This window comes from Bariatricus sp. HCP28S3_D3, from assembly GCF_052065755.1.
Classification (GTDB): Bacteria; Bacillota; Clostridia; order Lachnospirales; family Lachnospiraceae; genus Allocoprococcus.
In genome coordinates this window covers 75,660-98,571 of record NZ_JBQHTK010000006.1, presented here as the reverse complement: position 1 = coordinate 98,571, position 22,912 = coordinate 75,660, and the positions used below count along the sequence as shown (strand labels likewise).

Genomic DNA, 22,912 nt, shown 5'->3' with positions numbered 1-22,912 from the left:
ATTTCAAGATACAAGAAGTATTCCCATCTTTCATCAGAAGTATTCCATGCATACTTTTCATTCTTACTTATAATATTCTATTCAAAATAATCTATCTGCCTTACTACCTCTCCGCCGCGAATATATTCCCGGGGAACACGTTTATTGATGTCACAGACAAATTCATAATTAAACCTTCCGGATAATTCACTTAACGTTTCAACCGGAAGATACACCCCTTCATTTTCACCAATCAGGGTAACCTTATCTTCAAACTTCACATTAGGAATATCTGTCACGTCAACCATGAACTGGTCCATGCAGACTCTTCCAACGATCGGCGCTTTCTTCCCATGAATCAAAACATATCCTTTATTGGACAGACTCCTGGGATACCCGTCACCGTACCCGGCCGGTACTGTTGCAATCTGCATTCTCCGATCCGCTACAAAGGTTCCACCATAGCTGACGGCAGTCCCTTTTTCAATCCATTTCAAATATGTGATATGGGAAATCAATTCCATAGCCGGTTTCAATGGAACCGAATCTTTTCTCACTTCCTCAGAAGGGTACATACCGTAAGTAGATATGCCCGCTCTCACAAGATTCAGATTCAATTCCGGCTGATCGATGATCGCAGCACTGTTTGATACATGAAGTAGTGAGAAATGGATACCCCTTTTCTCCAGTTCTTCTTTAACCCGGATATATGAAGTAAATTGCTGATCTGTGATCTCCTTATTTTTCTCATCAGCCCGCGAAAAATGTGTAAACATTCCTTCCAGCTCTACACATGGAAGATGACTGATCTTTTCGATTGCGTTCACGCTTACGTCATCCGGCGCAAATCCGAGTCTGGACATTCCGGTATCAATCTTAATATGAAAGATTGCATTCATTCCCAGTTCTTCTGCTTTTGCCGATGCCAGAGCTGCCAGTTCACCGTCATAGACCGTCATACGGATCTGATGCCGAATCATCGCTTCCATCTGATCCGGGAAAATGCATCCGAGGCAAAGAATCGGTTTTCCAATCCCAGCTTTTCGAAGCAGGATCCCTTCTTCCAATGTTGCCACAGCATATCCCCATACGTACTCCACATCTTCTAACATTTCTGCAATCGGTACGGCACCATGTCCGTATCCGTCCGTTTTCACGACAACGATCATCCGCGCATCGTTTTTAATATTACGATACATCATTTGCATGTTATACATTACTGCATCGAGATCGATCACTGCACGCAGTCTGTTATATGTCTTCATTTCAAGTTTTCCTCCAAAGTTTTTAGTGTTCTGCCAAGCCCCCGGATGAGATCTTCAGCAAGCACACTGTAGGATCCACATTCTTCTCTTGCCGTATCTCCGGCAAGGCCGTGCAGATATACTCCCAACACAGCCGCGTCAAAAGTCGGGAGGTTCTGAGCCATCAGGCCGGCAATCGTTCCTGCCAGCACGTCACCGGAACCGGCCTTCGCCATTGCTGCATTTCCGGATGAATTCAGAAACGTCGGATGTCCGCAAGCTGCGACGAGTGTTCTGCTATCTTTCATGGCACAAACGACCTGCATTTTTTCAACAAACTCACGTAGAAGAGCGTTCCTATGATTCTTTAGTTCTGCAACAGGATATCCTGTCAATCTTGACATTTCTTTCATATGAGGTGTCAGCACATACTGTTCTTTCTGGCGCGCCCATTTTCTTCGCTCTTCTTCGGTAAATTCCGCAAGAAGATTGAGACCGTCCGCATCAATCACACACGGCTTCCGGTTCATTTCCAGCGTCATTTTAAAAAGTCTCCGCGAATACTCTGAAATTCCAAGTCCGCATCCGATGCAGACCATATCTGCCCATTGAAGCAGATCTGGAAGTTCCCGGAAACAATCTAAGGCCATCTCATCATAAGTCGTGATAATAGCTTCCGGCAGAAGCTGCTGAAGAATCTGTCTGTTGGATTCTTCCGTGTATATCCGTACAAGGCCTGCGCCTACCATGTACGCCGCATGGGCACTTAAGTACGCTGCCCCCGACATTCCCCTACTTCCGGCAATAAGAAGAACCCTTCCATAGCTTCCTTTATTGGAATCCGGCTTTCTCTCCGGCATCCTGGAAATCACATCCTGTTTTTCCAGCATAAAATAAAGATCGTCCCGGTTTTCAAAGCCCGGATCCGTAATGCCGATATCCTTTACCAGTACTTTCCCCGCATACTCGGAACCCGGAAAGAAAACCTGACCTGCCTTAGCGTATGCAAACGTGACTGTCAAATCAGCCCGGAACGCACATCCCAGTACTTCCCCGGTGTCAGCGGAAATTCCGGACGGAGTATCAATCGCAACTTTGTATCCCTGATACCGGTTCATTTGTTCAATCACATTCTGGTAATGTCCTTCGATATTTCGGCAAAGCCCGATTCCAAATACGGCATCTATAATAACACTATATTCCTTCTCCGGTAAAGTGTTTCCTACAGACACGCCCAGATTTTCCAGAATATGCATCTGCTGCTTCGTTTCTTCACTCCTGGATTCCAATTTTCCGGCAAAACACACATCGACCCTTTTTCCTTCTTCGGCAAGCAGTCTTGCCACCGCGAATCCGTCTCCACCGTTGTTGCCGGAGCCGCATACCACCAGTGCATAGGACAGATCAATCTGCTCTTCTTTCATTGCAGCCATACACTGAAGCGCCGCACGTTCCATCAATACCAGCGAAGGAATCCCGATCTCATGGATCATTCTTCCGTCCGCCGCTTTCATCTGTTCAGCCGTCAATATATATTTCATATTCTCACCTTCCAATACGCAATAAAGAGCCCCGCAGCCGGAACTCTTCTCTCATTACGCCGATTCAGGCAAAATGTGTGTAACACATTCTGTCGAATTATGAATTATCTGTATGTTCCATATTATAACGTGTTATATTGTATGAAAGTCTCATCAGACTCTCCGATAAATGCACGTTCTCAACAATAATATTATCCGGAAGATTCAAATCTGTATGTGCAAAATTCCAGATCGCCCGCACACCATTATCAACCAGAACATTCGCAACATCTATGGCTCTTGTCTTCGGAATCGCAAGTACTCCGATTTCAATATCATTCTTCTGAATAAAATCACTCAGTTCATCCATCATCCGGATCTCCACACCGCGGATCGTAATTCCCACAAGTCGTGGATTCACGTCAAATAATCCTTTTAATACAAAACCTCTTTTTTCAAATGCTGCATAATTAGCCAGTGCCTGTCCAAGATTACCGGCACCGATAATGACCATGTTATGTTGGTTGTCCAGTCCCAGAATTTTCCCTATTTCCGTATATAAGTATTTTACATTATACCCGTATCCCTGTTGTCCAAATCCACCAAAATTATTAAGGTCCTGACGAATCTGGGATGCAGTTACTTTCATTCTCTTGCTCAAATCGTTGGAGGATATTCGTTCCACACCGTGTTCCAGCAATTCGCCAAGATAACGATAGTATCTCGGAAGTCTTCTGATTACTGCCTGAGATATTTCTCTTTCTTCCACCTGACATCCACCTTCCATTCTTATTCTAAATTTCATTATATAAAAATGACATAAAAAAGTCAAACTTAATAGTTGTTTTTTATTGTATTTCCGATATAATGAGGTAGACAGTACCTATTTCTACAGTATAAGGAGGTTTGAAAATGATACTGGCATGCCACAATTTAACGAAATCCTTTGGGGAGCAGGTTATTGTGAATAAAGGCTCCTTTCATATAGAAGACCGTGAGAAAGCGGCGCTGGTCGGTCTGAACGGCGCCGGGAAATCCACAATTTTGAAAATGATCGTCGGTGAATTGAATAGTGATGACGGTGATGTAATTCTTACCAAAGGAAAAACAATGGGCTATCTTGCCCAGCACCAGGACCTGATGAGCGGGAATACCATTTACGAAGAAGTCCGCACCGCCAAATCTGAGATTATCGAAATGGAACGTCAGATTCGTGCACTGGAACTGGAAATCAGTACGCTGACCGGTGACGCACTTCAGATGAAACTTGACACTTATCATAGACTTACCGCTGCATTTGAACGTGCTGACGGCTATTCTTATAAAAGCGAACTGGTCGGTGTTCTTAAAGGCCTTGGGTTTACTGAGGATGAATTTCAGAAACCGGTGGACGCCCTTTCCGGCGGCCAGAAGACACGTGTTTCCCTCGGCAAACTTCTGCTGACGAAACCGGATATTTTACTGCTGGATGAGCCTACCAATCACTTGGATATGAATTCAATCGCATGGCTTGAGAACTACCTGCTGAATTACTCCGGTGCAGTGCTCATCGTCTCCCACGACCGTTATTTTTTGAATCGTGTCGTAACGAAAGTGCTGGAGATTGAAAACGGTACACTGATGACATATATGGGAAATTATTCAGATTATGCCCAGAAGAAACAGCAGCTCAGAGACGCAAGGCTGAAAGAATATCTGAATCAGCAACGGGAAATCAAGCATCAGGAGGCAGTCATCGAAAAGCTTCGTTCCTTCAACCGGGAGAAATCAATCCGACGTGCGGAAAGCCGGGAAAAGCTGTTAAACAAAATCACACCTGTTGAAAAACCGGTTGAGCTGAATACCGATATTCATTTAAGCCTGGAGCCTTCCTGTGTTAGCGGGAACGACGTGCTTCGCGTTGAAGGCCTTGGAAAATCATTTGCTCCCCAGGTCCTTTTTCAGGATGTCAGCTTCGAGATTAAGCGAGGTGAACATGTAGCCATCGTAGGCGATAACGGAACAGGGAAAACGACACTGCTTAAGATTTTGAACAATGTGATCGCGGCGGATTCGGGAAGCTTTACACTGGGAACCAATGTACATATCGGTTACTACGATCAGGAACATCACGTACTTCACATGGAAAAAACGATCTTTGAAGAGATCTCCGATGATTATCCGACACTTACGAATACACAGATCCGGAATGTTCTAGCTGCATTTTTATTCACAGGCGATGATGTATTTAAGATGATCGGTGATTTGAGCGGCGGAGAACGCGGACGAGTATCTCTTGCAAAGCTGATGCTCTCCGAGGCGAACTTCCTGATTTTGGACGAGCCTACGAACCACCTGGACATCGCTTCGAAAGAAATTTTGGAAAATGCATTGAATGAGTACACCGGAACCGTACTTTATGTGTCCCATGACCGTTATTTCATCAACCAGACAGCCACGCGTATTCTTGACCTGGTGAACCATACTTTTGTAAATTATATTGGAAACTACGATTACTATCTCGAAAAGAAAGAGGAACTCACGACGGCATACGCCGGTGGCAATATTTCAGACAAGCAATCTACGAATGAAGGCACTTCTTCAATGTCCCAGTCCAAAATGAGCTGGCAGGAACAGAAAGAAGAACAAGCAAGAATCCGGAAGCGTCAGAACGAACTGAAAAAGACGGAAGAACGCATTACCCGGCTGGAAGAACGAAACCAGGAGATCGATACGCTTCTTATGCAGGAAGAAATCTATACCAATTCCGTCCGGTGTCAGGAACTGGCAAAGGAAAAGGCTGCAAATGAAGAAGAGCTGGAAGAGCTCTATGAAAAATGGGAAGAGCTGGCTGAATAACTGTTAAAAACGCGCCTTATCGGCGCGTTTTTCCTGTTTTTATTTACAATCTCTCAGCGATCGCTTTGATAAAATCTTCGCTGTTCAATACAGTCGGATTTGGAAGCGTCGTGATCAGTGCAAGATCTTTAGTCATATTTCCGCTTTCAATTGTATCGATCGTTGCCTTTTCCAGCTTATCGGCAAAATCCATCAGCTCCTGATTTCCATCCATCTCACCACGTTTTCTGAGTGCCCCCGTCCATGCAAAGATCGTTGCCACGGAGTTAGTAGATGTTTCTTCTCCTTTCAGGTGCTTGTAATAGTGCCGCTGTACCGTTCCGTGTGCTGCCTCATATTCATAGTATCCTTCCGGAGATACCAGCACGGAAGTCATCATGGCCAGTGATCCGAATGCGGAAGAAACCATGTCACTCATCACATCACCGTCATAGTTCTTACATGCCCAGATATAACCGCCTTCAGACTTCATCACACGTGCTACGGCATCGTCGATCAGCGTATAGAAATACTCGATTCCGGCTTCTTCAAACTTCTCTTTGTAATCTGCATCAAAAATCTCCTGAAAAATATCTTTAAAGGTATGGTCGTATTTCTTGGAAATCGTATCTTTCGTTGCAAACCAGAGATCCTGTTTCGTATCCAGTGCATAGTTAAAACAGCTTCTTGCAAAACTCTCGATTGACTGATCAATATTATGCATGCCCTGAACAATTCCGGATCCGGTAAAATTATGAACCAGCTCTCTCGTCTCGGTTCCGTCCTCTGCGGTATAAACCAGTTCTACCTTTCCGGCACCCGGGATCTTCATTTCAGAACCTTTGTAAACATCCCCGTAAGCATGTCTTGCAATCGTGATCGGCTTTTTCCAGTTCTTTACACAAGGTTCAATTCCTTTTACAACGATGGGTGCACGGAATACAGTACCGTCAAGGATCGCACGAATGGTTCCATTCGGGCTCTTCCACATTTCTTTCAGATTATACTCTTTCACACGGGCTGCGTTCGGAGTGATCGTTGCACATTTTACTGCAACCTTATATTTCTTCGTTGCGATTGCAGAATCCACAGTAACCTGATCGTTTGTCTCGTCTCTGTGTTTCAGGCCCAGATCATAATATTCTGTCTTCAAATCAATATACGGAAGAAGAAGATGCTCCTTGATCATCTTCCACAGGATCCTTGTCATCTCATCTCCGTCCATCTCAACAATTGGTGTCGTCATCTGAATCTTGCTCATGCTTACTCTTCCTTTCTTTTGCCTGTTATTCCTGCTCAATATGAAGATTCTCCATAACATTCAGGATATGAATATGTGCCAGTTCTTCTGCACGGTCCGCATCTCCGGTCCGTAGTGCATTCAGGATCTCCCGGTGTTCTTCCAGAGATTTTTTTGCCCTGTCTTCTTTCTTCACGGATCGTTTTCTTGCCACCTGAACATATTTATGAAAATCAGAAAGAATATGTCTGAGTATCCGGCTCTGACTTGCGTCATAAAGAACCTCATGAAACTTTCCGTCAAGTTCTGCAAGCTGTTCGGCATTTCCACGATCCAAGTGGTATTCTGTAAGAAGCAGGACTTCTTCCATTTCCTGAATCTGCTCCTCTGAAATGTGCTCAGCCGCCCAACGTGCACATAGGCCTTCAAGCATGGAACGCGTCATATAGATATCATGCACGTCCTTCTCCGTAATGCCCGTCACATAGGCCCCTTTGTTCGGAATAATGTGAACCAGCCCCTCCAGCTCCAGCTGACGGAGTGCTTCCCGAACCGGCGTCCTGCTGACTCCAAGTTCCTTACCCAGTGTTGCTTCTCGTAATTCTTCATTTTCCTTAAATTTGCCTTTCAGAATGTCCTCGCGGATCTCCTGAAAAACCTGTCCCCTCAGTGAATATTTATCCATGATTCTGCTCCTGAAAACTATATTTTTTGTTGGGGTCAATATAAAATCTGACCCAAGTAAACCTGGCTCATTTTTGTATCATTGTATACAACGATACATTTATTGTCAATAGGCTAGATTATTTTTTCTGCTACATCCGTTTTTCATACTTCATCAATGTCTTGATGTATTTTACCAACTGCTGGTATCGCATTTCCATCGTCTGTGCATTTTCTGTAAAATCCATACTCTGCGCAGCGGCGGAAAGGAATTCATCTGTGAGTTCTGTTTTATATTTTTGAAGGAACCGCAGTTTTTCTTCGTTGCTGCTCAGATCAAGAAATCGCATGATCAGACTCTGTTCCTCCTCATCCGCCACTGCGGTCTCTTCCTCCAGTTCAAACCGATATTCCTGATCTGCATCCGGGAATTTTCTCTTATCGACCTGCTCCAGAAACATTTCCAAAGGTCGTGCAAATACCGGATGTTCTCCGTAAAGTCCTTCATAGACGACAAGCTCTTCTGCACGCTCTGTATGCTTTGCAATTGCAAGTACGCGATAACGATTCCCTTTAAAATGTCTGTAACACTCACCGACTTTCGGCATTCTGCCTTGTTTCATGATTCTCATCCCTTATCTAATAGAGTTTGGCACTGATTGTTTTAGGACGGAATCCTTCTCGCTCCAATGCCTGAATAATTCTGTTTTTGTGTTCCGTTCCAAATGCTTCCATGGTGACTCTGAGTTCAACGGCAGCATTTCGATTAATGCTGACAAACTGATTATGCTCCAGTTTAATTACATTTCCCTGTTCATCAGCAATTGTCTTTGCGACGCGCACAAGTTCACCCGGTTTATCCGGAAGAAGTACGGATACAGAGAAAATACGGTCTCTCTGAATCAATCCATGCTGTACGATGGATGACATGGTAATGACATCCATATTACCGCCGCTTAAGATACAAACAACCTTTTTGCCTGTCAGATCCATCTGTTTTAAAGCAGCCACAGAAAGAAGTCCTGAGTTTTCGACAACCATTTTGTGATTCTCGACCATATCAAGGAATGCACCGACCAGTTCATCATCTTCTACTGTAAGGATATCGTCTACATTTTCCATAACATACTGAAGCGTCTTTTCACCAACTGTTTTTACAGCGGTACCATCTGCGATCGTATTTGCGCTCGGAAGAGTCACAACATGGCCTGCCGCTACGGCCGCTTTCATACTGGCTGCTGCTGCCGGTTCCACACCGATCACTTTGATCTTAGGATTCAGCATTTTCGCAAGTGTAGAAATACCCGTGATCAGTCCGCCTCCGCCGATCGGCACAAAGATATAATCGACCGTCGGAAGTTCCTGCACGATTTCCATCGCGATCGTTCCCTGTCCTGTTGCAACATCAAGATCATCAAACGGATGAACAAATGTATAGCCGTGCTCCTCCGCCAGCTCATAAGCCTTTGCACAGGCATCATCATAGACATCTCCGTGAAGTACCACTTCCGCTCCGTAACTCTTGGTACGATTGACTTTGATGAGTGGGGTAACGGTCGGCATAACGATGGTAGCCTTACATCCAAAGGCTTTTGCGGCATATGCGACACCCTGTGCGTGGTTTCCTGCGGATGCAGCGATCAGTCCTCTGGCGCGTTCTTCCTCTGACAAGGTACTGATCTTATAATAAGCGCCTCTGAGCTTATAGGCACCTGTATACTGCATGTTTTCCGGTTTCAGATATACTTTAGCTCCGGTCTGTGCGCTTAAATGCTCACTGTAAACCAGTTTGGTAGGTTTGGTGACCCGTTTTACAATCTCGCTTGCTTCTTCAAATTTCTCTAACGTTAACATGTCTCTTCTCCTTCTTCTGTCGTAAATAAAGCGTTTACAAACTGATCTGAATCAAATTTCTGCAGATCATCAATGGATTCTCCCACTCCGATATATTTAACAGGTATTCCGAGTTCTGCCTGAATCGCAACGGCAATTCCTCCTTTTGCGGTACCGTCCATCTTCGTCAGAATGATACCGGTAATGTCTGCAACTTCACTGAATTCTCTGGCCTGTGCAAGTGCATTCTGACCGGTCGTTCCATCCAGCACGACCAGAGTCTCGCGGTACGCTTCCGGATATTCTCTCTCCAGCACACGATTGATCTTCTTCAGCTCTTCCATCAGATTCTTTTTATTATGAAGTCTTCCCGCCGTATCACACAGCAGTACGTCGGCCTTTCTCGCTTTAGCAGCCTGGACCGCATCATAAACGATGGCTGCCGGATCCGCTCCTTCCTGCCCGCCGATCAGATCGGCCCCGGAACGGTTTGCCCATTCTCTTAGCTGTTCACCGGCTGCCGCACGGAATGTATCTGCTGCCGCAAGGACAACTTTTTTGTTCTGGTCTCTCAGTTTTCCCGCTAGCTTTCCAATGGTTGTCGTCTTGCCAACCCCATTTACTCCAATCACCAGAACTACCGATGTTCTTTCTTCAAATTCATAAGCCGTCTCTCCTACATACATCTGTTCTTTGATGCTGTCGATCAGAAGCTGCTTACATGCGATCGGCTCTTTGATGTGCTGCTCTTTAACTTTTTTGCGCAGATCCTCAAGAATCGCATAAGTGGCCTTTACTCCCAGATCTCCCATGATCAGAATTTCTTCCAGCTCTTCATAAAAATCTTCGTCAATATTGGTAAATCCGTGGAAAATACTGTCAATGCCCGATACAATATTGTTTCTGGTCTTAGTAAGCCCGGACACAAGTCGTTTAAAAAATCCCATTTTCTCTTCAGCCATATAATGCCTCCCATTCCTACTGATCCAGTTCATTTTCCAGAAGATCGACAGACACAAGCGTAGACACGCCTTTCTCCTGCATGGTAATACCGTAGAGGCGGTCTGCCGCCGTCATGGTACCTCTACGATGCGTGATCACAATGAACTGTGTATATTTTGTAAGTTTATGTAAATACTGTGCAAATCTGGTTACATTGGAATCATCCAGTGCTGCTTCGATCTCATCCAGCAGACAGAAGGGCGATGGTTTCAGATTCTGGATCGCAAAAAGCAGCGCAATCGCGGTCAACGCCTTCTCTCCACCGGAAAGCTGCATCATATTCTGCAGTTTCTTGCCCGGTGGCTGTGCGATGATCCGGATGCCCGCTTCCAGAACATCTGCATCCTCCATCAGCTCCAGTGTACCCTTTCCTCCACCAAATAGTTCTTTGAAAACCTGATTGAATTCCTGCGCGATACGCCCGAACTGCTCGGTGAACTGTTTTCTCATCGCTTCATCCAGTTCCTCGATAATCTTCGTAAGTGTTGTCTCCGCTTCGACCAGATCGTCATGCTGACCTTTCAGGAACTCATATCGTTCCGCAAGATTTTTAAAATCCTCTATTGCATTGACATTGACCGAACCGAGTGCTTTAATTTCTGCCTTCAATTCCTGGATCCGCTTCTTCATCATAGACAGATCTGTCAGATTTTCATCTCGTATCTCAAGAGCCCTGTTGTAAGTAAGTTCATACTCTTCCCACATATAATTGATCTGTTTTTCAGATGCTTCCTCATAGCCGGTTTTCCGGCTGTCCAGACGGAAAACTTCCTTGTCCAGTTCTGCCATATGTTTCGACAATTCGTCCCTTTTTCCAAGGAAAGCCTTGTTCTTCTGATTCAGTTTCTCGCGTTTTTCACGCGATTCTTCAATCTGGGTTTTCAATTCCGTAAAGAGTTCTCCTGAATCATCGATGGTCTTTCGAATTTCTGCGATCTGCTTTTCTTTCTCTTCAATTTCACCGGAGTTCTCGCCCTTGCTTGCATCTAAGGATGCCAGTTCTTCCTCAAATTTCACAATTTCTTCACTGATACGATTCAGATTCTCCTCAATGAATGCATTCTTCTGATCCAGGGCTGCATAAGTCAGATGGATATTTTCATTTTTTTGTACGGCAGTGCTTTCTTCCGCTCGCTCTTTTTCCAACTGCATCTGCAGTTCATCGACTTTTGTTGAAAGCTCTTTTTCCAATTGCTCACTGGTTTCCAGTTCTACCTGAATAGATTCCTGGTTTTCTTCGATTTCATGCACGCGGTGTTCCAGTTCTTCCCGCTCTTTATGCATGCCTTCTGTATTTTCTCTGGTGTACTTCTGTTTCGCATCCACCTGATCCAGATTCATTTTTGCAGTATTCTGTTCGACATAATCCTTCTGCAGGTTTTGTTGTATTTCTTCTACTTTCGCATAAAGCTCCGCACGCTTCGAACGGGCAGCATCGACTTCCGCCTGTGCTTCCTTCATCTCGTTCTCAAGGAGCAGTACTGTTTTCTCAAACTCTTCGATTTCGCGCCTTCTGCTGAGCAGATTGCTGCTGTTCTTAAATGCCCCTCCACTCATAGCACCGCCCGGGTTCATAAGATCTCCTTCCAGAGTTACAATTCGCAAAGTCTGATGGTATTTCCTTGCAAGTGCAATTCCAGTATCAATATGGTCCACCACAAGCGTTCGCCCCAGAAGATGAGCTGCAAGTTTTTCAAACTTCGGCTCCACGCTGACCAGTGTGTCTGCTGTTCCGATCACACCTTTTTCTTTTAATACTTCCGGTTTCCCGATTCCCTGTCCGGGCCGGATAGCAGTCAGTGGGAGAAAGGTTGCACGTCCGAATTTATTTTTCTTCAGATAACCGATCATCTCTTTAGCAGTTTCTTCATCCGAAGTTACAATGTTCTGGATACTTCCGCCAAGAGCCGTCTCGACAGCGATTTCATATTTTTTATCTACTTTGATGATATCTGCAACAACTCCGACGAGCCCCGGAACACTGCTTTTTTTCTCCATAACTTTCCGGATGCTGTTTCCGTATCCATCATAGCGTTCGGTAATATTTTTCAGAGACTCAAGTCTGGACTGTTCCCTGTGAAATGCAGTCTGCCCAATCCGGAGTTTTTCATTCTTATCCGCAATTTCCTTCTGCATTCTCTCAATATCAGCTTCATAAGCTTTCACTTTATTCACAGAATCTACGATTTTTTGGGAAATGCGTCTCAGTTCATCCTCATAGATCTTACGCTCGTCACGATGCCGCTGGGCATCACTCTCAGCTTCTACCAGTCGTTTATAAAGCTGCGCTCTCTGCACCTTGATCTGTTCCAGCATCGTATCATAATGCTGGAGTTTCGCTTTCGTAGAAGCTCGGCCGTTCAGTACTTCCATGATTTCATTCTGATGGTGTTCAATCTTCGCGGTGATCTGTGCAATCTGGGACTGAACTGAAACAAGTACAGTCTTAGCCTGTTCCTGCCTTGCCTCTTCCGAAGACAGCTTCTCTGCGATTTCTTTATGTTCTTTTTCCAGTGTCTTTTTCTGTTTTATACGTTCTTCCAGTTCGAGATCAATCGTTCTGGCCCGCTTCTCATAATGTTCATCATTCATGCGGGCACTCTTGATCTGCTCCTTAAGGAGCTCGATCTGGCCTTCCAGCTGCTGCTTCAAGAGTGTCGTCTCATTCAACTGACTCTTTGCCTTCTCAATAGACGCATCGATCTCATCTACCTGATTCTCAATGAGCTCGTATTCGTTCTTCATATCCTCATACTGCTGATTTGCCTCATCAAGCTCATTCTTTGCAATTGTAAGCTTCTGGTCCACATCTTTCATCTGCTCTTTCAGACGCATCGTTTCCATAAGAAACATATTGATGTCGTACCGCTTCAGTTCTTCTTTCTTCTTCAAGTAAATCTTCGCTGTCTCTGCCTGTTTCTGCAAAGGCCCGAACTGTTTCTCCAGCTCTCCGAGAATATCATTGACACGAACCAGATTCTGCTGCTCTTCTTCCAGCTTTTTCAGAGACATATTTTTCCGTCGTTTAAACTTTACGATACCAGCCGCTTCATCAAAGAGTTCTCTTCGTTCTTCCGGTTTACCGTTCAGAATCTTATCAATCTGTCCCTGCCCGATGATCGAATATCCTTCTTTACCGATACCCGTATCGTAGAACATCTCATTAATATCCTTAAGACGGCAGGCGCTTCCATTGATCAGATACTCGCTTTCCCCTGAACGATACAGTTTTCTCGTAACCTTGACCTCTTCAAAGTCCACCGGCAGTTTATGATCCGAATTATCCAGTGTAATGGCAACCGACGCATAGCTGAGCGGTTTCCTGTTCTCTGTCCCCGAAAAAATAACGTCCTGCATACTTCCTCCGCGAAGCTGCTTAACTCTTTGTTCTCCAAGAACCCACCGAACGGCATCCGATACATTGCTCTTTCCGCTCCCGTTTGGACCCACGATTCCAGTAATACCGTTATGAAACTCAAATACAATCTTATTCGCAAACGATTTGAATCCCTGTATCTCTATACTTTTTAAATACATGCTTCACCTGCTAAGCCTTTCTGTTTTTCAGTTTCAAAATCGCCTGATAAGCAGCCTCCTGTTCCGCAGCCTTCTTGGTGCGGCCGATTCCCTGTCCGTAAGTCGTATCCCCGATCCGGACCTCCACCTGGAAGGATTTATTGTGATCCGGTCCCACTTCACCGACAAGCTCGTAACAGATTCCCTTCTCTGAATTTCCCTGGACAAGTTCCTGCAAGATAGTCTTGCTATCATAAAAGAGTCTTTTTCCTTCCAGATCATTTAACACATGGTTCAAAATGAACTCTTTTGCATTAGCAAAACCACCATCCAGATATATAGCGCCGATCAAGGCCTCCAGCGCATCCGAAGTGATTGAATCCCTCTTCCTTCCCCCGGTTGCATCTTCTCCCTTTCCCAACAGAAGGAAATCTCCCAGATCCAGATCACGCGCACAGAAAGCAAGCGCCTTTTCACATACCATACTGGCACGAAGCTTCGTCAGCTCCCCTTCCGGCATCTTTGGATTCTCGAAAAATAAATATTCACTTGAGACCAGTTCCAGTACTGCATCCCCCAGGAATTCCAGCCTTTCATTGCAGTCTGTCTTTTTCAGGCGTTTTTCGTTCACATAAGAGCTGTGCGTCATCGCATGTTTCAGAAGACCTTCATCCGAAAAACTGTAACTGATTTTTTTCTCCAATTCTTTTAAATTTCTGCTCATATTATCCTCTTCTAAAAGAAAAAGCCCTGTTACGGGCTTTTCCTTTATTATGCCTAATTAATTGCGTTCTTAATCTGCTCAACTGCGTCACCGACAGTTGCAATCTTCTCCGCATCTTCGTTATCAATTTCAATATCAAAAGTATCTTCAATTCCCATAATAATCTGGAAAATATCCAAGGAATCTGCTCCCAGATCGTCCACAAATGTTGTGTCCGGAGTAATTGTATCCGGGTTGCATCCTAATACATCGGCGATAATTTCTTTTAATTTCTCAAATTCCATAACTGTTGCCCTTTCTTTCCTTACATATTAACCGGTTCTTCACCAGCCTGAATACATTCTTTGATTTTTTCATTGATACGCTGTTCCTTAAATGTCACGCACTGTAAAATAGAATTGCAGACTTCTTTAGAAGTGGAACTTCCATGCGTCTTCACAACCAGTCCGTTAAGACCAAGCAGCGGAGCGCCTCCATATTCACTGGCATCAAAATCCTTCATCGTGGATTTCAGCGCCGGCTTCACCAGAAGTGCGCCAATTTTGCTGCGGAGGCTCGTCATCATTCCTTTCTTCATCTTACTGATCAGAACAGAACCGACTCCTTCGTACAGTTTCAGAATAACATTGCCGACGAACGCTTCACAGACGATCACATCGGCCTGACCATGCGGAATCTCTCTCGCTTCAATACTTCCCGTGAAATTGATATCCCTGCATTCTTTCAAAAGCGGAAATGTCTCCTTCACCAACGCATTCCCTTTTTCTTCTTCCGCACCGATATTCACGATTCCAACCTTTGGATTCTTGACACCCATCACGTGTTTCATGTAAATGGAACCCATTTTTGCGAACTGTACCAGATGCGATGGTCTTGCATCCACATTCGCTCCACAGTCGATCAGAAGAGCAAATCCCTTCTCCGTTGGAATCAGCGGTGCAAGGGGCGGCCTTTCGACTCCCTTGATGCGTCCTACCAGAAGCTGCCCTCCGGCCAGCACTGCTCCGGAGCTTCCTGCCGAAACAAACGCGTCTGCTTTCTTCTCCTTCACAAGTTTCAGCCCGACCACTATGGATGAGTCTTTCTTCCTTCGGATCGCCATGACCGGCGGTTCCGCGGTCTCAATCACCTCTGTCGTGTTCACAATGGTGATCTGTTCTTTGTTGTAAGTATATCCGGCAAGTTCGTCTGCTATGACTTCTTCTTTTCCTGTCAGAATTACCTGAATATCGTCGCGCTTCTGCACAGCTTCGACTGCACCTTTTATGATCTCCTTCGGTGCGTTATCTCCACCCATCGCATCCACTGCGATCTTTGTCATTTCCTTCATACTGTTACCTCCTGACATATCTGGACCGGTACAAAGCCCGATCTTGATATGCTTTACAACTAAAAACTATAATACTAAACATTGTTCTAAAAATCAATAGAATTGTGAAAGGATATCCGGGTCTCATGACCGTTTTTATGGATACGCAATCCCCATTCTGGTCCCCAGCGTGACTACTGCCGCATTCGGCGAATACGTTCCGAACAGATTTGCGACTGCCTGGGCATCATTTGTAATGAAGACCGTCACTTGTCTTTCGCAAATTTCAGAAAGTTCATTTTCCAGATATTCCCCGTAAAATTCCGCCAGAAGTCTGAGACTTTTGTAGTACCCTCTGTCTGCAATCTTCCCATCAAGAAGATTATTAGCCATGCAGATACTGACCTCGCAGCTTTCGGAATCCTCCCCGAATGCTTTCATTGTATCGCAGACCGTATCTACGATTACTTTATGAATACATTCGGCAGTTCCGATCGTATCCGGCATACTGCTGAAATCCTCATGCAGCCGGTTCGAGAGTTCTGCCAGTTCATAATCCTCTCCCTTACGGATCGCTCTGCCGCGCTTGATCGCTGTATTTCCAAAATCAAAGACATACACCGTCTCTCCGGTAATCCCCTGCGCCTTCGCACATCCCATCAGAGAAATCGTCTTGACTGTCTCATTGCAACAAAAACGTATCGTCGGAAACTGCCATTTTGTTTTCTGAAATTCAGATAAATATTTCAGATATTCCATGACTTTATGCTCCAGAAATGCTCCGGTTTCTCCTGCGGCAACTCTCCCGACAAAAAAGACATGCGTACAGGATTTCCAGAAGCGCCAGTCAGCTTCCGTAAGTTCATTCTTCTTTCGGCCTTCTGTTCCTTCTTTTAAGGAAAAGATCATGCAAGCGAGACCCAGGCTGAGACGATCCAAAATTCTTTCCGCTTTCTTCCGGTTCTCATCGGATTCTACGAGCTGTTCATTCAGAAAACTTGCAATATTATGATCTTCCACATCATGAAAAGCAGGAAATTCGCTGCTCACTTCGTCAGCCAGATGACGATAGGCATAGATATCACTTCCTTTAATACCATCCAATGCCCGGAGCGATGGCAAATCACTCTTATTATAATCACGATCAAAACTTACAATATAATCATTCAGCGAAAGGTAGGACTGTGATCCATCCGGGAGATATTTAAAACATTTGTTGTTCATAGCTTCTCCTTCCGTTTTCATTCTCATCAATCATTCCACCGATAAATTTGTTTCCATCTTATCATAACAGACCATTTTATTCAAGAAACAGCACATGTTCTTAACGATTTATCCGCTTCACTTTAACATCTTCATCCATGATCTTGCCCCGCTCCCATAGTTCCCTCTCTATGATGGGTTCATGTTCATTCGAAAAATAATAACTTTGATACAGTACCGACGGATCCGGTCGCTGATGGCTCTGCTTTCATCCTGTGCGATCGCTCCGAGGATACAAAGAAACAGTTCATTCCTTTCCGTCTCGCTTGATTTGACCACCTTTTACCCGATTGGTTACGGCAGATGTTGTCCTCTCTGCAATACGCGACATACTCAAACTTATTGATTGTTCGCCCCTTTGCTCCATTTCCATTACAGAAACTTCTTCACTACTATGGGCTCGGCTGACTTCTCACAGTTCGTTGTTACTAGGCTAATGGAACCTCTGTGAGACCTCCACGCTTAAGGTGCACGCTCTTTCTCTCCATATATCCGCCACATTTACTCTGCTACTACAAAAGTGGTAGTTATTAGACTTTGTTGAATTAAGCCAACTTATCTCTCGTAGCCTAGCCTTATATGTGATTTCTGTTCGTCGGACCAGAGATTTGCCTGCAGCTTCCTTCAGATTCCACCTCACGATGGACACCCTTGCTGTTCGGCTATACATTTCCCACTACCTGGGCATGTTCGGGACTTTCACCCGTTAGAGCGCGCCCATGGCGCGCAAACTTAAAAAAAGGATTCCAGTTCATCTGGAATCCTTTCTGATTTTTCCGCATCACTATTATTCAACAGTAATGATTTCTTTTTTGTTGTAGCTTCCGCAAGCCTTGCAAACTCTGTGAGGCATCATAAGAGCTCCACATTTGCTGCATTTTACAAGATTCGGTGCGCTCATTTTCCAGTTCGCTCTTCTCTTGTCTCTTCTTGCTTTGGAAGATTTATTCTTTGGACAAATTGACATAGGTTACACCTCCTTAAAATTCTTATAAAGATCGCGGATAACTGACATTCTGGGGTCCAGACTTGTGTCTTCGCAGTCACATGTACCCTCATTCAGGTTCTGGCCACACACGCTGCAAATCCCTTTACAGTCTTCGCTACATAGAACTTTCGTCGGCCACCCTACTAAAATCTCATTATAGAGCAACTGCTCTACATCAAGATGATATCCGTCAATGTAATTCGCTTCGTCGGAATCGTCATCATCATCGGCACAATCCATATCCGTATTCACATTCTTCTCAATCTCAAGATCAAGGTCTACAGCAACATCCTCGAGACATCTGTCACAGGGAATAATCACAGTAAGCGATGATCCGCCAGTAATATGAAGCTTCTTATCACCCGCATATTCGATACGGATATGCAGGGGACTGATCCTGTCCACCGGAAATGTTCTTCCGCCAATTGAAACCTGCTTCATCTCGGGAACAACGTTATCTTCTATGGTCTTATGTGGTTCAGATAAGACGTCGGATAGGTTTATTAACATACTCTTAACTCCTATTCACACCTAATCTATTATACCATGTAAAACGTATTTGTCAACCAAATTATTTACGAATTTTAAGGTTTCTATACTAAATAGAGTACTATAACAGTGCAACAGTCTCTCTTGCAATTGCAAGTTCTTCGTTTGTCGGAATAACAAGAACCTTAACTTTGGATTCCGGTGTAGAAATAATCATTTCTTCTCCGCGTTTTGCGTTTGCTTCCTTGTCGATTTCAACTCCGAGATATCCAAGATATGAACAGATTCTTTCTCTTGTTGTTCCGTCATTTTCTCCGATACCAGCTGTAAATACGATGTTGTCTACACCGTTCATTGCAGCTACGTAGCTTCCGATGTATTTAGCAACACGATATACAAACATATCAAGTGCAAGTGCAGCGCGTTCATTTCCCTCTGCTGCAGCTGCTGCAAGATCACGGAAGTCGCTGGATACACCAGATACACCGGCAACACCGGATTTCTTGTTCAGCATATTCAGGATCTCAGAGATTCCAAGGCCTTCCTTCTTAGCAATATACTCAATGATCGCCGGGTCAATATCACCGGAACGAGTTCCCATCACAAGACCTTCCAGAGGTGTAAGTCCCATAGAAGTATCTACACATTTTCCATTCATAACTGCGGAAATAGAAGAACCGTTTCCAAGGTGGCATACGATGGTTTTGGTCTCTTCATACGGTACTCCCAGGAATTCTGCTGTCTTTCTGGAAACATATCTGTGGCTGGTTCCGTGGAAGCCATAACGTTTGATTTTGTATTTTTCATAGTATTCATACGGGATTCCATACATAAATGCTTTCTTAGGCATGGTCTGATGGAATGCAGTATCAAATACAGCAACATTCGGGGTACCCGGCATCAATTTCTCACATACCACGATACCTGTCAGGTTTGCCGGATTATGAAGTGGTCCAAGATCGATACATTCTTCGATAACTTCCTTTACTTCCGGTGTAACAATTACAGATTCACAATATTTCTCTCCGCCGTGAAGTACACGATGGCCTACTGCTCCGATCTCGTCCAGGCTCTTAACAACACCGGTCTCGGCATCGGTCAGTGCATCAAGCACGTACTGGATTGCTTCTGTATGAGTCGGCATCGGTTTGTCCTCAGTGATCTTTTCTCCACCCGTCGGCTGATAAGTCAGTTTTCCATCGATACCAATTCTTTCGCAAAGTCCCTTTGCCAAAACTGCCTCTGATTCAGAGTCAATGAGCTGGAATTTCAATGAAGAACTTCCACAGTTAATTACTAATACGTTCATAATGTTTCTCCCTTCGTGATTCATGAATTTAACGTTTTTCCTATTCCATCTGAAAACGTACACTCTATATTTCATTATAGCGTATTTCCATGCCCCATACAAGCTTTGTTATTTTTTTGACAACTGTATGAGTGTCCGGACTGCATCCCGGATGAACTGTATTGTCTCTATACTCCCTTGAGAAATGGGAATATCTGCATTGCAATTGTAAAATAAATGATCGTAGTCCCGGTATCCACCAGAGTCGTGATAAGTGGTGCTGCCATGATTGCCGGATCCAGTCCCATCTTGTCCGCGATCAGCGGCAACGTACAGCCCACCACTTTCGCCATAATGATCGTGCAGATCATCGTCAGTCCGAGCGTCAGAGCAAGCAGGAACGGTGAATCCACCTGGTTGCGGTACATGATCATAATTCGGATTCCGTTGACCAGGGCAAGGAATGTTCCGACCAGCAGCGCGATGGAAACTTCTTTCACGATGACACGGAAAATATCCTTAAACCGGATCTCTCCGACGGTTAATCCGCGGATAATCAAAGATGAACTCTGAGAACCACAGTTTCCGCCCGTTCCGGTCAGCATCGGAATAAACGTATTCAGTACAGGCATGGCAAGGATCTGTGCCTCAAAATGTCCGAGCGCCAGTCCGGAAAAGGTTGCCGAAAGCATCAAAAGTAACAGCCACATGCTTCGATTCTTGGCGTGCTGGAATGCGGAAGTCCCGAAATAAGACTCTTCGTTGGGTGTAACACCGGCCATGATACTAAAGTCTTCCGTAGCCTCATCCTGCAGGACAAGCATCGCATCGTCTACTGTTACGATTCCGACCATGCACATCTCATGATCTACGATCGGGATGGCAACCAGACCGTATTTCTTAATCTTGATTGCGACGTCTTCCTGGTCGTCGGTTGTCTGTGCATAGAGGATATTCGTATCCATGATTTCTTCCATGGTACGGCTTTCACTGCTGGTCAGAAGGTCCTTGATATCGACCACTCCCACCAGTTTCCGCTTCTCTGTGACATAACAAGTATAGATCGTCTCACGGTTAATACCGACCTGACGGATCTTCAGAATGGCTTCCGCGACCGTCATGTCCGGACGCAGTCCCACATAATCCACGTTCATGACACTACCCGCACTATCATCCGGATATTTCAAAAGTGTGTTGATCTGCTTTCTCGTATCTTCATCCGTCACCATGAGCAGACGATCCACAACATTGGCAGGCATCTCCTCCAGCACGTCGACCGTATCATCCAGATACATTTCATTCATAACTTCTTCCAATTCAGAATCAGTAAGTGCATTGATCAGTGTCTCGCGCATATCGCTGTCCATATATGCAAAGGTCTCCGCTCCTTCTTCCTTAGCCAGAAGACGGAATAGGATTATCATCTGCTTATCTTCCACTTCACTCAGAAACTGTGCAATATCGACGGGATAATATTTACCCAGCTCTTCTTTCAATTCCTTATATTCTCTCGTTTCCAGAAGCTTTAAAATTTTATCGCGATCCACTTTATTTCCTCCTTCCCAGCCCAAAAAATCTATATCGAGTATGGAAATACAATTCTTTTGCCGAAAACTTCTTTTTATAGTATAATCTTTTTGAACACAAGATACAAGGAGATTCTCGTTAAGAACATGAAAATTGTAGGTTTAATTACAGAATATAATCCTTTCCATAATGGTCACAAATATCATATTGAACAGGCTCTGAAACAAACCGGTGCCGATTATGCCGTTGTATTAATGAGCGGTAATTTTGTCCAGAGGGGTGCACCTGCCATCATGCCGAAACACCTGCGCACCAGAGCCGCACTGTCTGCCGGAGCTTCTCTTGTTCTGGAGCTTCCTGTCTGCTGCGCATGCGGAAGCGCCGAATACTTTGCCCGCGGTGCCATCGAAATCTTCGATGCACTCGGCTGCATTGATTCGATCTGTTTCGGAAGTGAATGCGGAAATGTGGAAAAACTTGATCAGATCGCCCGGATTCTCTCCGAAGAGCCGGAAGAATTCCGTCGCTCTCTTCAAAAGAATCTAAAAAACGGACTTCCGTTTCCTGCCGCCCGCGAAATGGCACTTGCAGAATACACCGGAGATCCCGATCTTGCTGAGATACTGGATTGTCCGAACAATACGCTGGGAATCGAATACCTGAAAGCGCTCCATCGTACCGGAAGCAATTTGAAAGCCTTCACTATACAGCGTAAGGAATCCGGATATCATGATACAGAGCTCTCCGGCACTTTGAGTTCTGCTTCCGCAATCCGACATCTTCTTGTGGAACCGGAGGGCATGAGCCATAAAGAAACAGGTGCGATTCTTCCGGAGATTCTGAACGATCAGATTCCGGCTTCCTCCTTTGCAATTATGGAAGAAAACTATCTGAAAAGATTTCCTGTTTTCGCAAACGACCTGTCCCTGCTTCTAAAGTACAGGCTTCTTTCCGAAACCCGAGAATCCCTCACGCAATACGCAGATATCACAACGGATCTGGCTAACCGCATCATGAACCGGTGTAACGAGTTGATATCATGGGATCAATTCTGTGAACTGCTGAAGACACGCGAGGTGACCTATACAAGAATCAGCCGGATTCTTCTCCACATTCTTCTTAATATTCGTCAGAAGAACATGGATGATTATGCCCGTACCACTTTTGCACAATACGCCCGCATACTGGGTTTTTGCAAAAAAGATGCCGGTCTCCTCACCGTTTTGCATGAGCACTCCCGGATTCCTTTGATTACAAAATTGAACACCGCCCCGCCTCTTTCCGGCGAGGCAGTCGCAATGCTTCGACAGGATCTCTTTGCAAGTGACCTCTATGAGTCCGTGATTACAAACAAATATGGCACACCCTTTATTCCAGCACCTTCGCAACCGTTGGTCATTCTTTGATTTACGTAGTAATTTCATATCATACAAGTGGGAGCTGTGCCCCATCCGGGTCACAGCTCCCACCTGTATAAGAGTTCCTCTTTATCGCATATATACGCTTTTCA

At 44.8% G+C, this 22,912-nt stretch carries 19 protein-coding genes; 2 read left to right on the top strand and 17 right to left on the bottom strand.

The genetic code is table 11. The features are described 5' to 3' along the window. Nucleotides 1–77 precede the first annotated feature (77 nt). The 3 genes from alr to ACTNB3_RS06845 all read right to left on the bottom strand — a co-directional run bounded on the left by alr (nucleotide 78) and on the right by ACTNB3_RS06845 (nucleotide 3,512). Entirely contained in the window at nucleotides 78–1,244 is a 1,167-nt protein-coding gene (alr, locus tag ACTNB3_RS06855; RefSeq protein WP_441024869.1) for an alanine racemase, read from the bottom strand. After that, complete coding sequence (locus ACTNB3_RS06850; protein WP_441024868.1) at nucleotides 1,241–2,764, bottom strand: NAD(P)H-hydrate dehydratase; 1,524 nt, start codon at nucleotides 2,762–2,764, stop codon at nucleotides 1,241–1,243. Before ACTNB3_RS06850 ends, alr begins: the two co-directional genes overlap by 4 nt. Nucleotides 2,765–2,861: 97 nt before the next feature. Further along, nucleotides 2,862–3,512, bottom strand: coding sequence for a redox-sensing transcriptional repressor Rex (locus ACTNB3_RS06845; protein ID WP_427806504.1), 651 nt, complete (start codon nucleotides 3,510–3,512; stop codon nucleotides 2,862–2,864). Between the two features lie 143 nt (nucleotides 3,513–3,655). Here ACTNB3_RS06845 and ACTNB3_RS06840 point away from each other — a divergent pair, with 143 nt between their 5' ends. Next, nucleotides 3,656–5,581, top strand: a complete 1,926-nt coding sequence (locus ACTNB3_RS06840; RefSeq protein ID WP_427806503.1) for an ABC-F family ATP-binding cassette domain-containing protein — start codon at nucleotides 3,656–3,658, stop codon at nucleotides 5,579–5,581. A gap of 43 nt (nucleotides 5,582–5,624) precedes the next feature. On the opposite strand, the gene ACTNB3_RS06835 is transcribed toward ACTNB3_RS06840, so the two are convergent. From ACTNB3_RS06835 to mgtE, 14 genes are all read right to left on the bottom strand, one after another. Then, nucleotides 5,625–6,821, bottom strand: coding sequence for an NADP-dependent isocitrate dehydrogenase (locus ACTNB3_RS06835; protein ID WP_441016987.1), 1,197 nt, complete (start codon nucleotides 6,819–6,821; stop codon nucleotides 5,625–5,627). A 25-nt stretch (nucleotides 6,822–6,846) separates the two neighbouring features. Continuing rightward, complete coding sequence (locus ACTNB3_RS06830; RefSeq protein ID WP_427819801.1) at nucleotides 6,847–7,485, bottom strand: GntR family transcriptional regulator; 639 nt, start codon at nucleotides 7,483–7,485, stop codon at nucleotides 6,847–6,849. Between the two features lie 130 nt (nucleotides 7,486–7,615). Continuing rightward, nucleotides 7,616–8,086, bottom strand: a complete 471-nt coding sequence (locus ACTNB3_RS06825; RefSeq protein WP_427819800.1) for a DUF1653 domain-containing protein — start codon at nucleotides 8,084–8,086, stop codon at nucleotides 7,616–7,618. A gap of 16 nt (nucleotides 8,087–8,102) precedes the next feature. Next, nucleotides 8,103–9,317, bottom strand: a complete 1,215-nt coding sequence (gene ilvA, locus ACTNB3_RS06820) for a threonine ammonia-lyase (protein WP_427806499.1) — start codon at nucleotides 9,315–9,317, stop codon at nucleotides 8,103–8,105. Continuing rightward, the gene (ftsY, locus tag ACTNB3_RS06815; RefSeq protein WP_427806498.1) at nucleotides 9,311–10,258 is read right to left on the bottom strand and encodes a signal recognition particle-docking protein FtsY; all 948 of its coding nucleotides are present in this window, start codon (nucleotides 10,256–10,258) and stop codon (nucleotides 9,311–9,313) included. Before ftsY ends, ilvA begins: the two co-directional genes overlap by 7 nt. Before the next feature lie 16 nt (nucleotides 10,259–10,274). Then, entirely contained in the window at nucleotides 10,275–13,835 is a 3,561-nt protein-coding gene (gene smc, locus ACTNB3_RS06810; protein WP_441024866.1) for a chromosome segregation protein SMC, read from the bottom strand. 10 nt (nucleotides 13,836–13,845) lie between these two features. Next, entirely contained in the window at nucleotides 13,846–14,538 is a 693-nt protein-coding gene (gene rnc, locus ACTNB3_RS06805; RefSeq protein ID WP_427806496.1) for a ribonuclease III, read from the bottom strand. A 53-nt stretch (nucleotides 14,539–14,591) separates the two neighbouring features. Continuing rightward, nucleotides 14,592–14,822, bottom strand: coding sequence for an acyl carrier protein (acpP, locus tag ACTNB3_RS06800; protein ID WP_427806495.1), 231 nt, complete (start codon nucleotides 14,820–14,822; stop codon nucleotides 14,592–14,594). Nucleotides 14,823–14,842: 20 nt separating this feature from the next. Next, a complete protein-coding gene (gene plsX, locus ACTNB3_RS06795; RefSeq protein ID WP_441024865.1) occupies nucleotides 14,843–15,868 on the bottom strand; it encodes a phosphate acyltransferase PlsX in 1,026 nt (341 codons plus the stop codon). A gap of 135 nt (nucleotides 15,869–16,003) precedes the next feature. After that, entirely contained in the window at nucleotides 16,004–17,098 is a 1,095-nt protein-coding gene (locus ACTNB3_RS06790; protein ID WP_427806493.1) for a hypothetical protein, read from the bottom strand. A gap of 799 nt (nucleotides 17,099–17,897) precedes the next feature. Further along, the gene (gene rpmF, locus ACTNB3_RS06785; RefSeq protein ID WP_427807031.1) at nucleotides 17,898–18,077 is read right to left on the bottom strand and encodes a 50S ribosomal protein L32; all 180 of its coding nucleotides are present in this window, start codon (nucleotides 18,075–18,077) and stop codon (nucleotides 17,898–17,900) included. Between the two features lie 3 nt (nucleotides 18,078–18,080). Further along, a complete protein-coding gene (locus ACTNB3_RS06780) occupies nucleotides 18,081–18,608 on the bottom strand; it encodes a YceD family protein (protein ID WP_427819796.1) in 528 nt (175 codons plus the stop codon). Nucleotides 18,609–18,708: 100 nt separating this feature from the next. Further along, nucleotides 18,709–19,896: an acetate/propionate family kinase gene (locus ACTNB3_RS06775; protein ID WP_427819795.1), complete on the bottom strand. Its 1,188-nt coding sequence runs from the start codon at nucleotides 19,894–19,896 to the stop codon at nucleotides 18,709–18,711. Between the two features lie 167 nt (nucleotides 19,897–20,063). Beyond that, nucleotides 20,064–21,422 carry a magnesium transporter gene (mgtE, locus tag ACTNB3_RS06770; protein ID WP_427807034.1) on the bottom strand — a complete coding sequence of 453 codons (1,359 nt, stop codon included), beginning with the start codon at nucleotides 21,420–21,422 and terminating at the stop codon, nucleotides 20,064–20,066. 126 nt (nucleotides 21,423–21,548) lie between these two features. Here mgtE and ACTNB3_RS06765 point away from each other — a divergent pair, with 126 nt between their 5' ends. After that, a complete protein-coding gene (locus ACTNB3_RS06765) occupies nucleotides 21,549–22,808 on the top strand; it encodes a nucleotidyltransferase (RefSeq protein WP_441024863.1) in 1,260 nt (419 codons plus the stop codon). Nucleotides 22,809–22,912 lie beyond the last annotated feature (104 nt).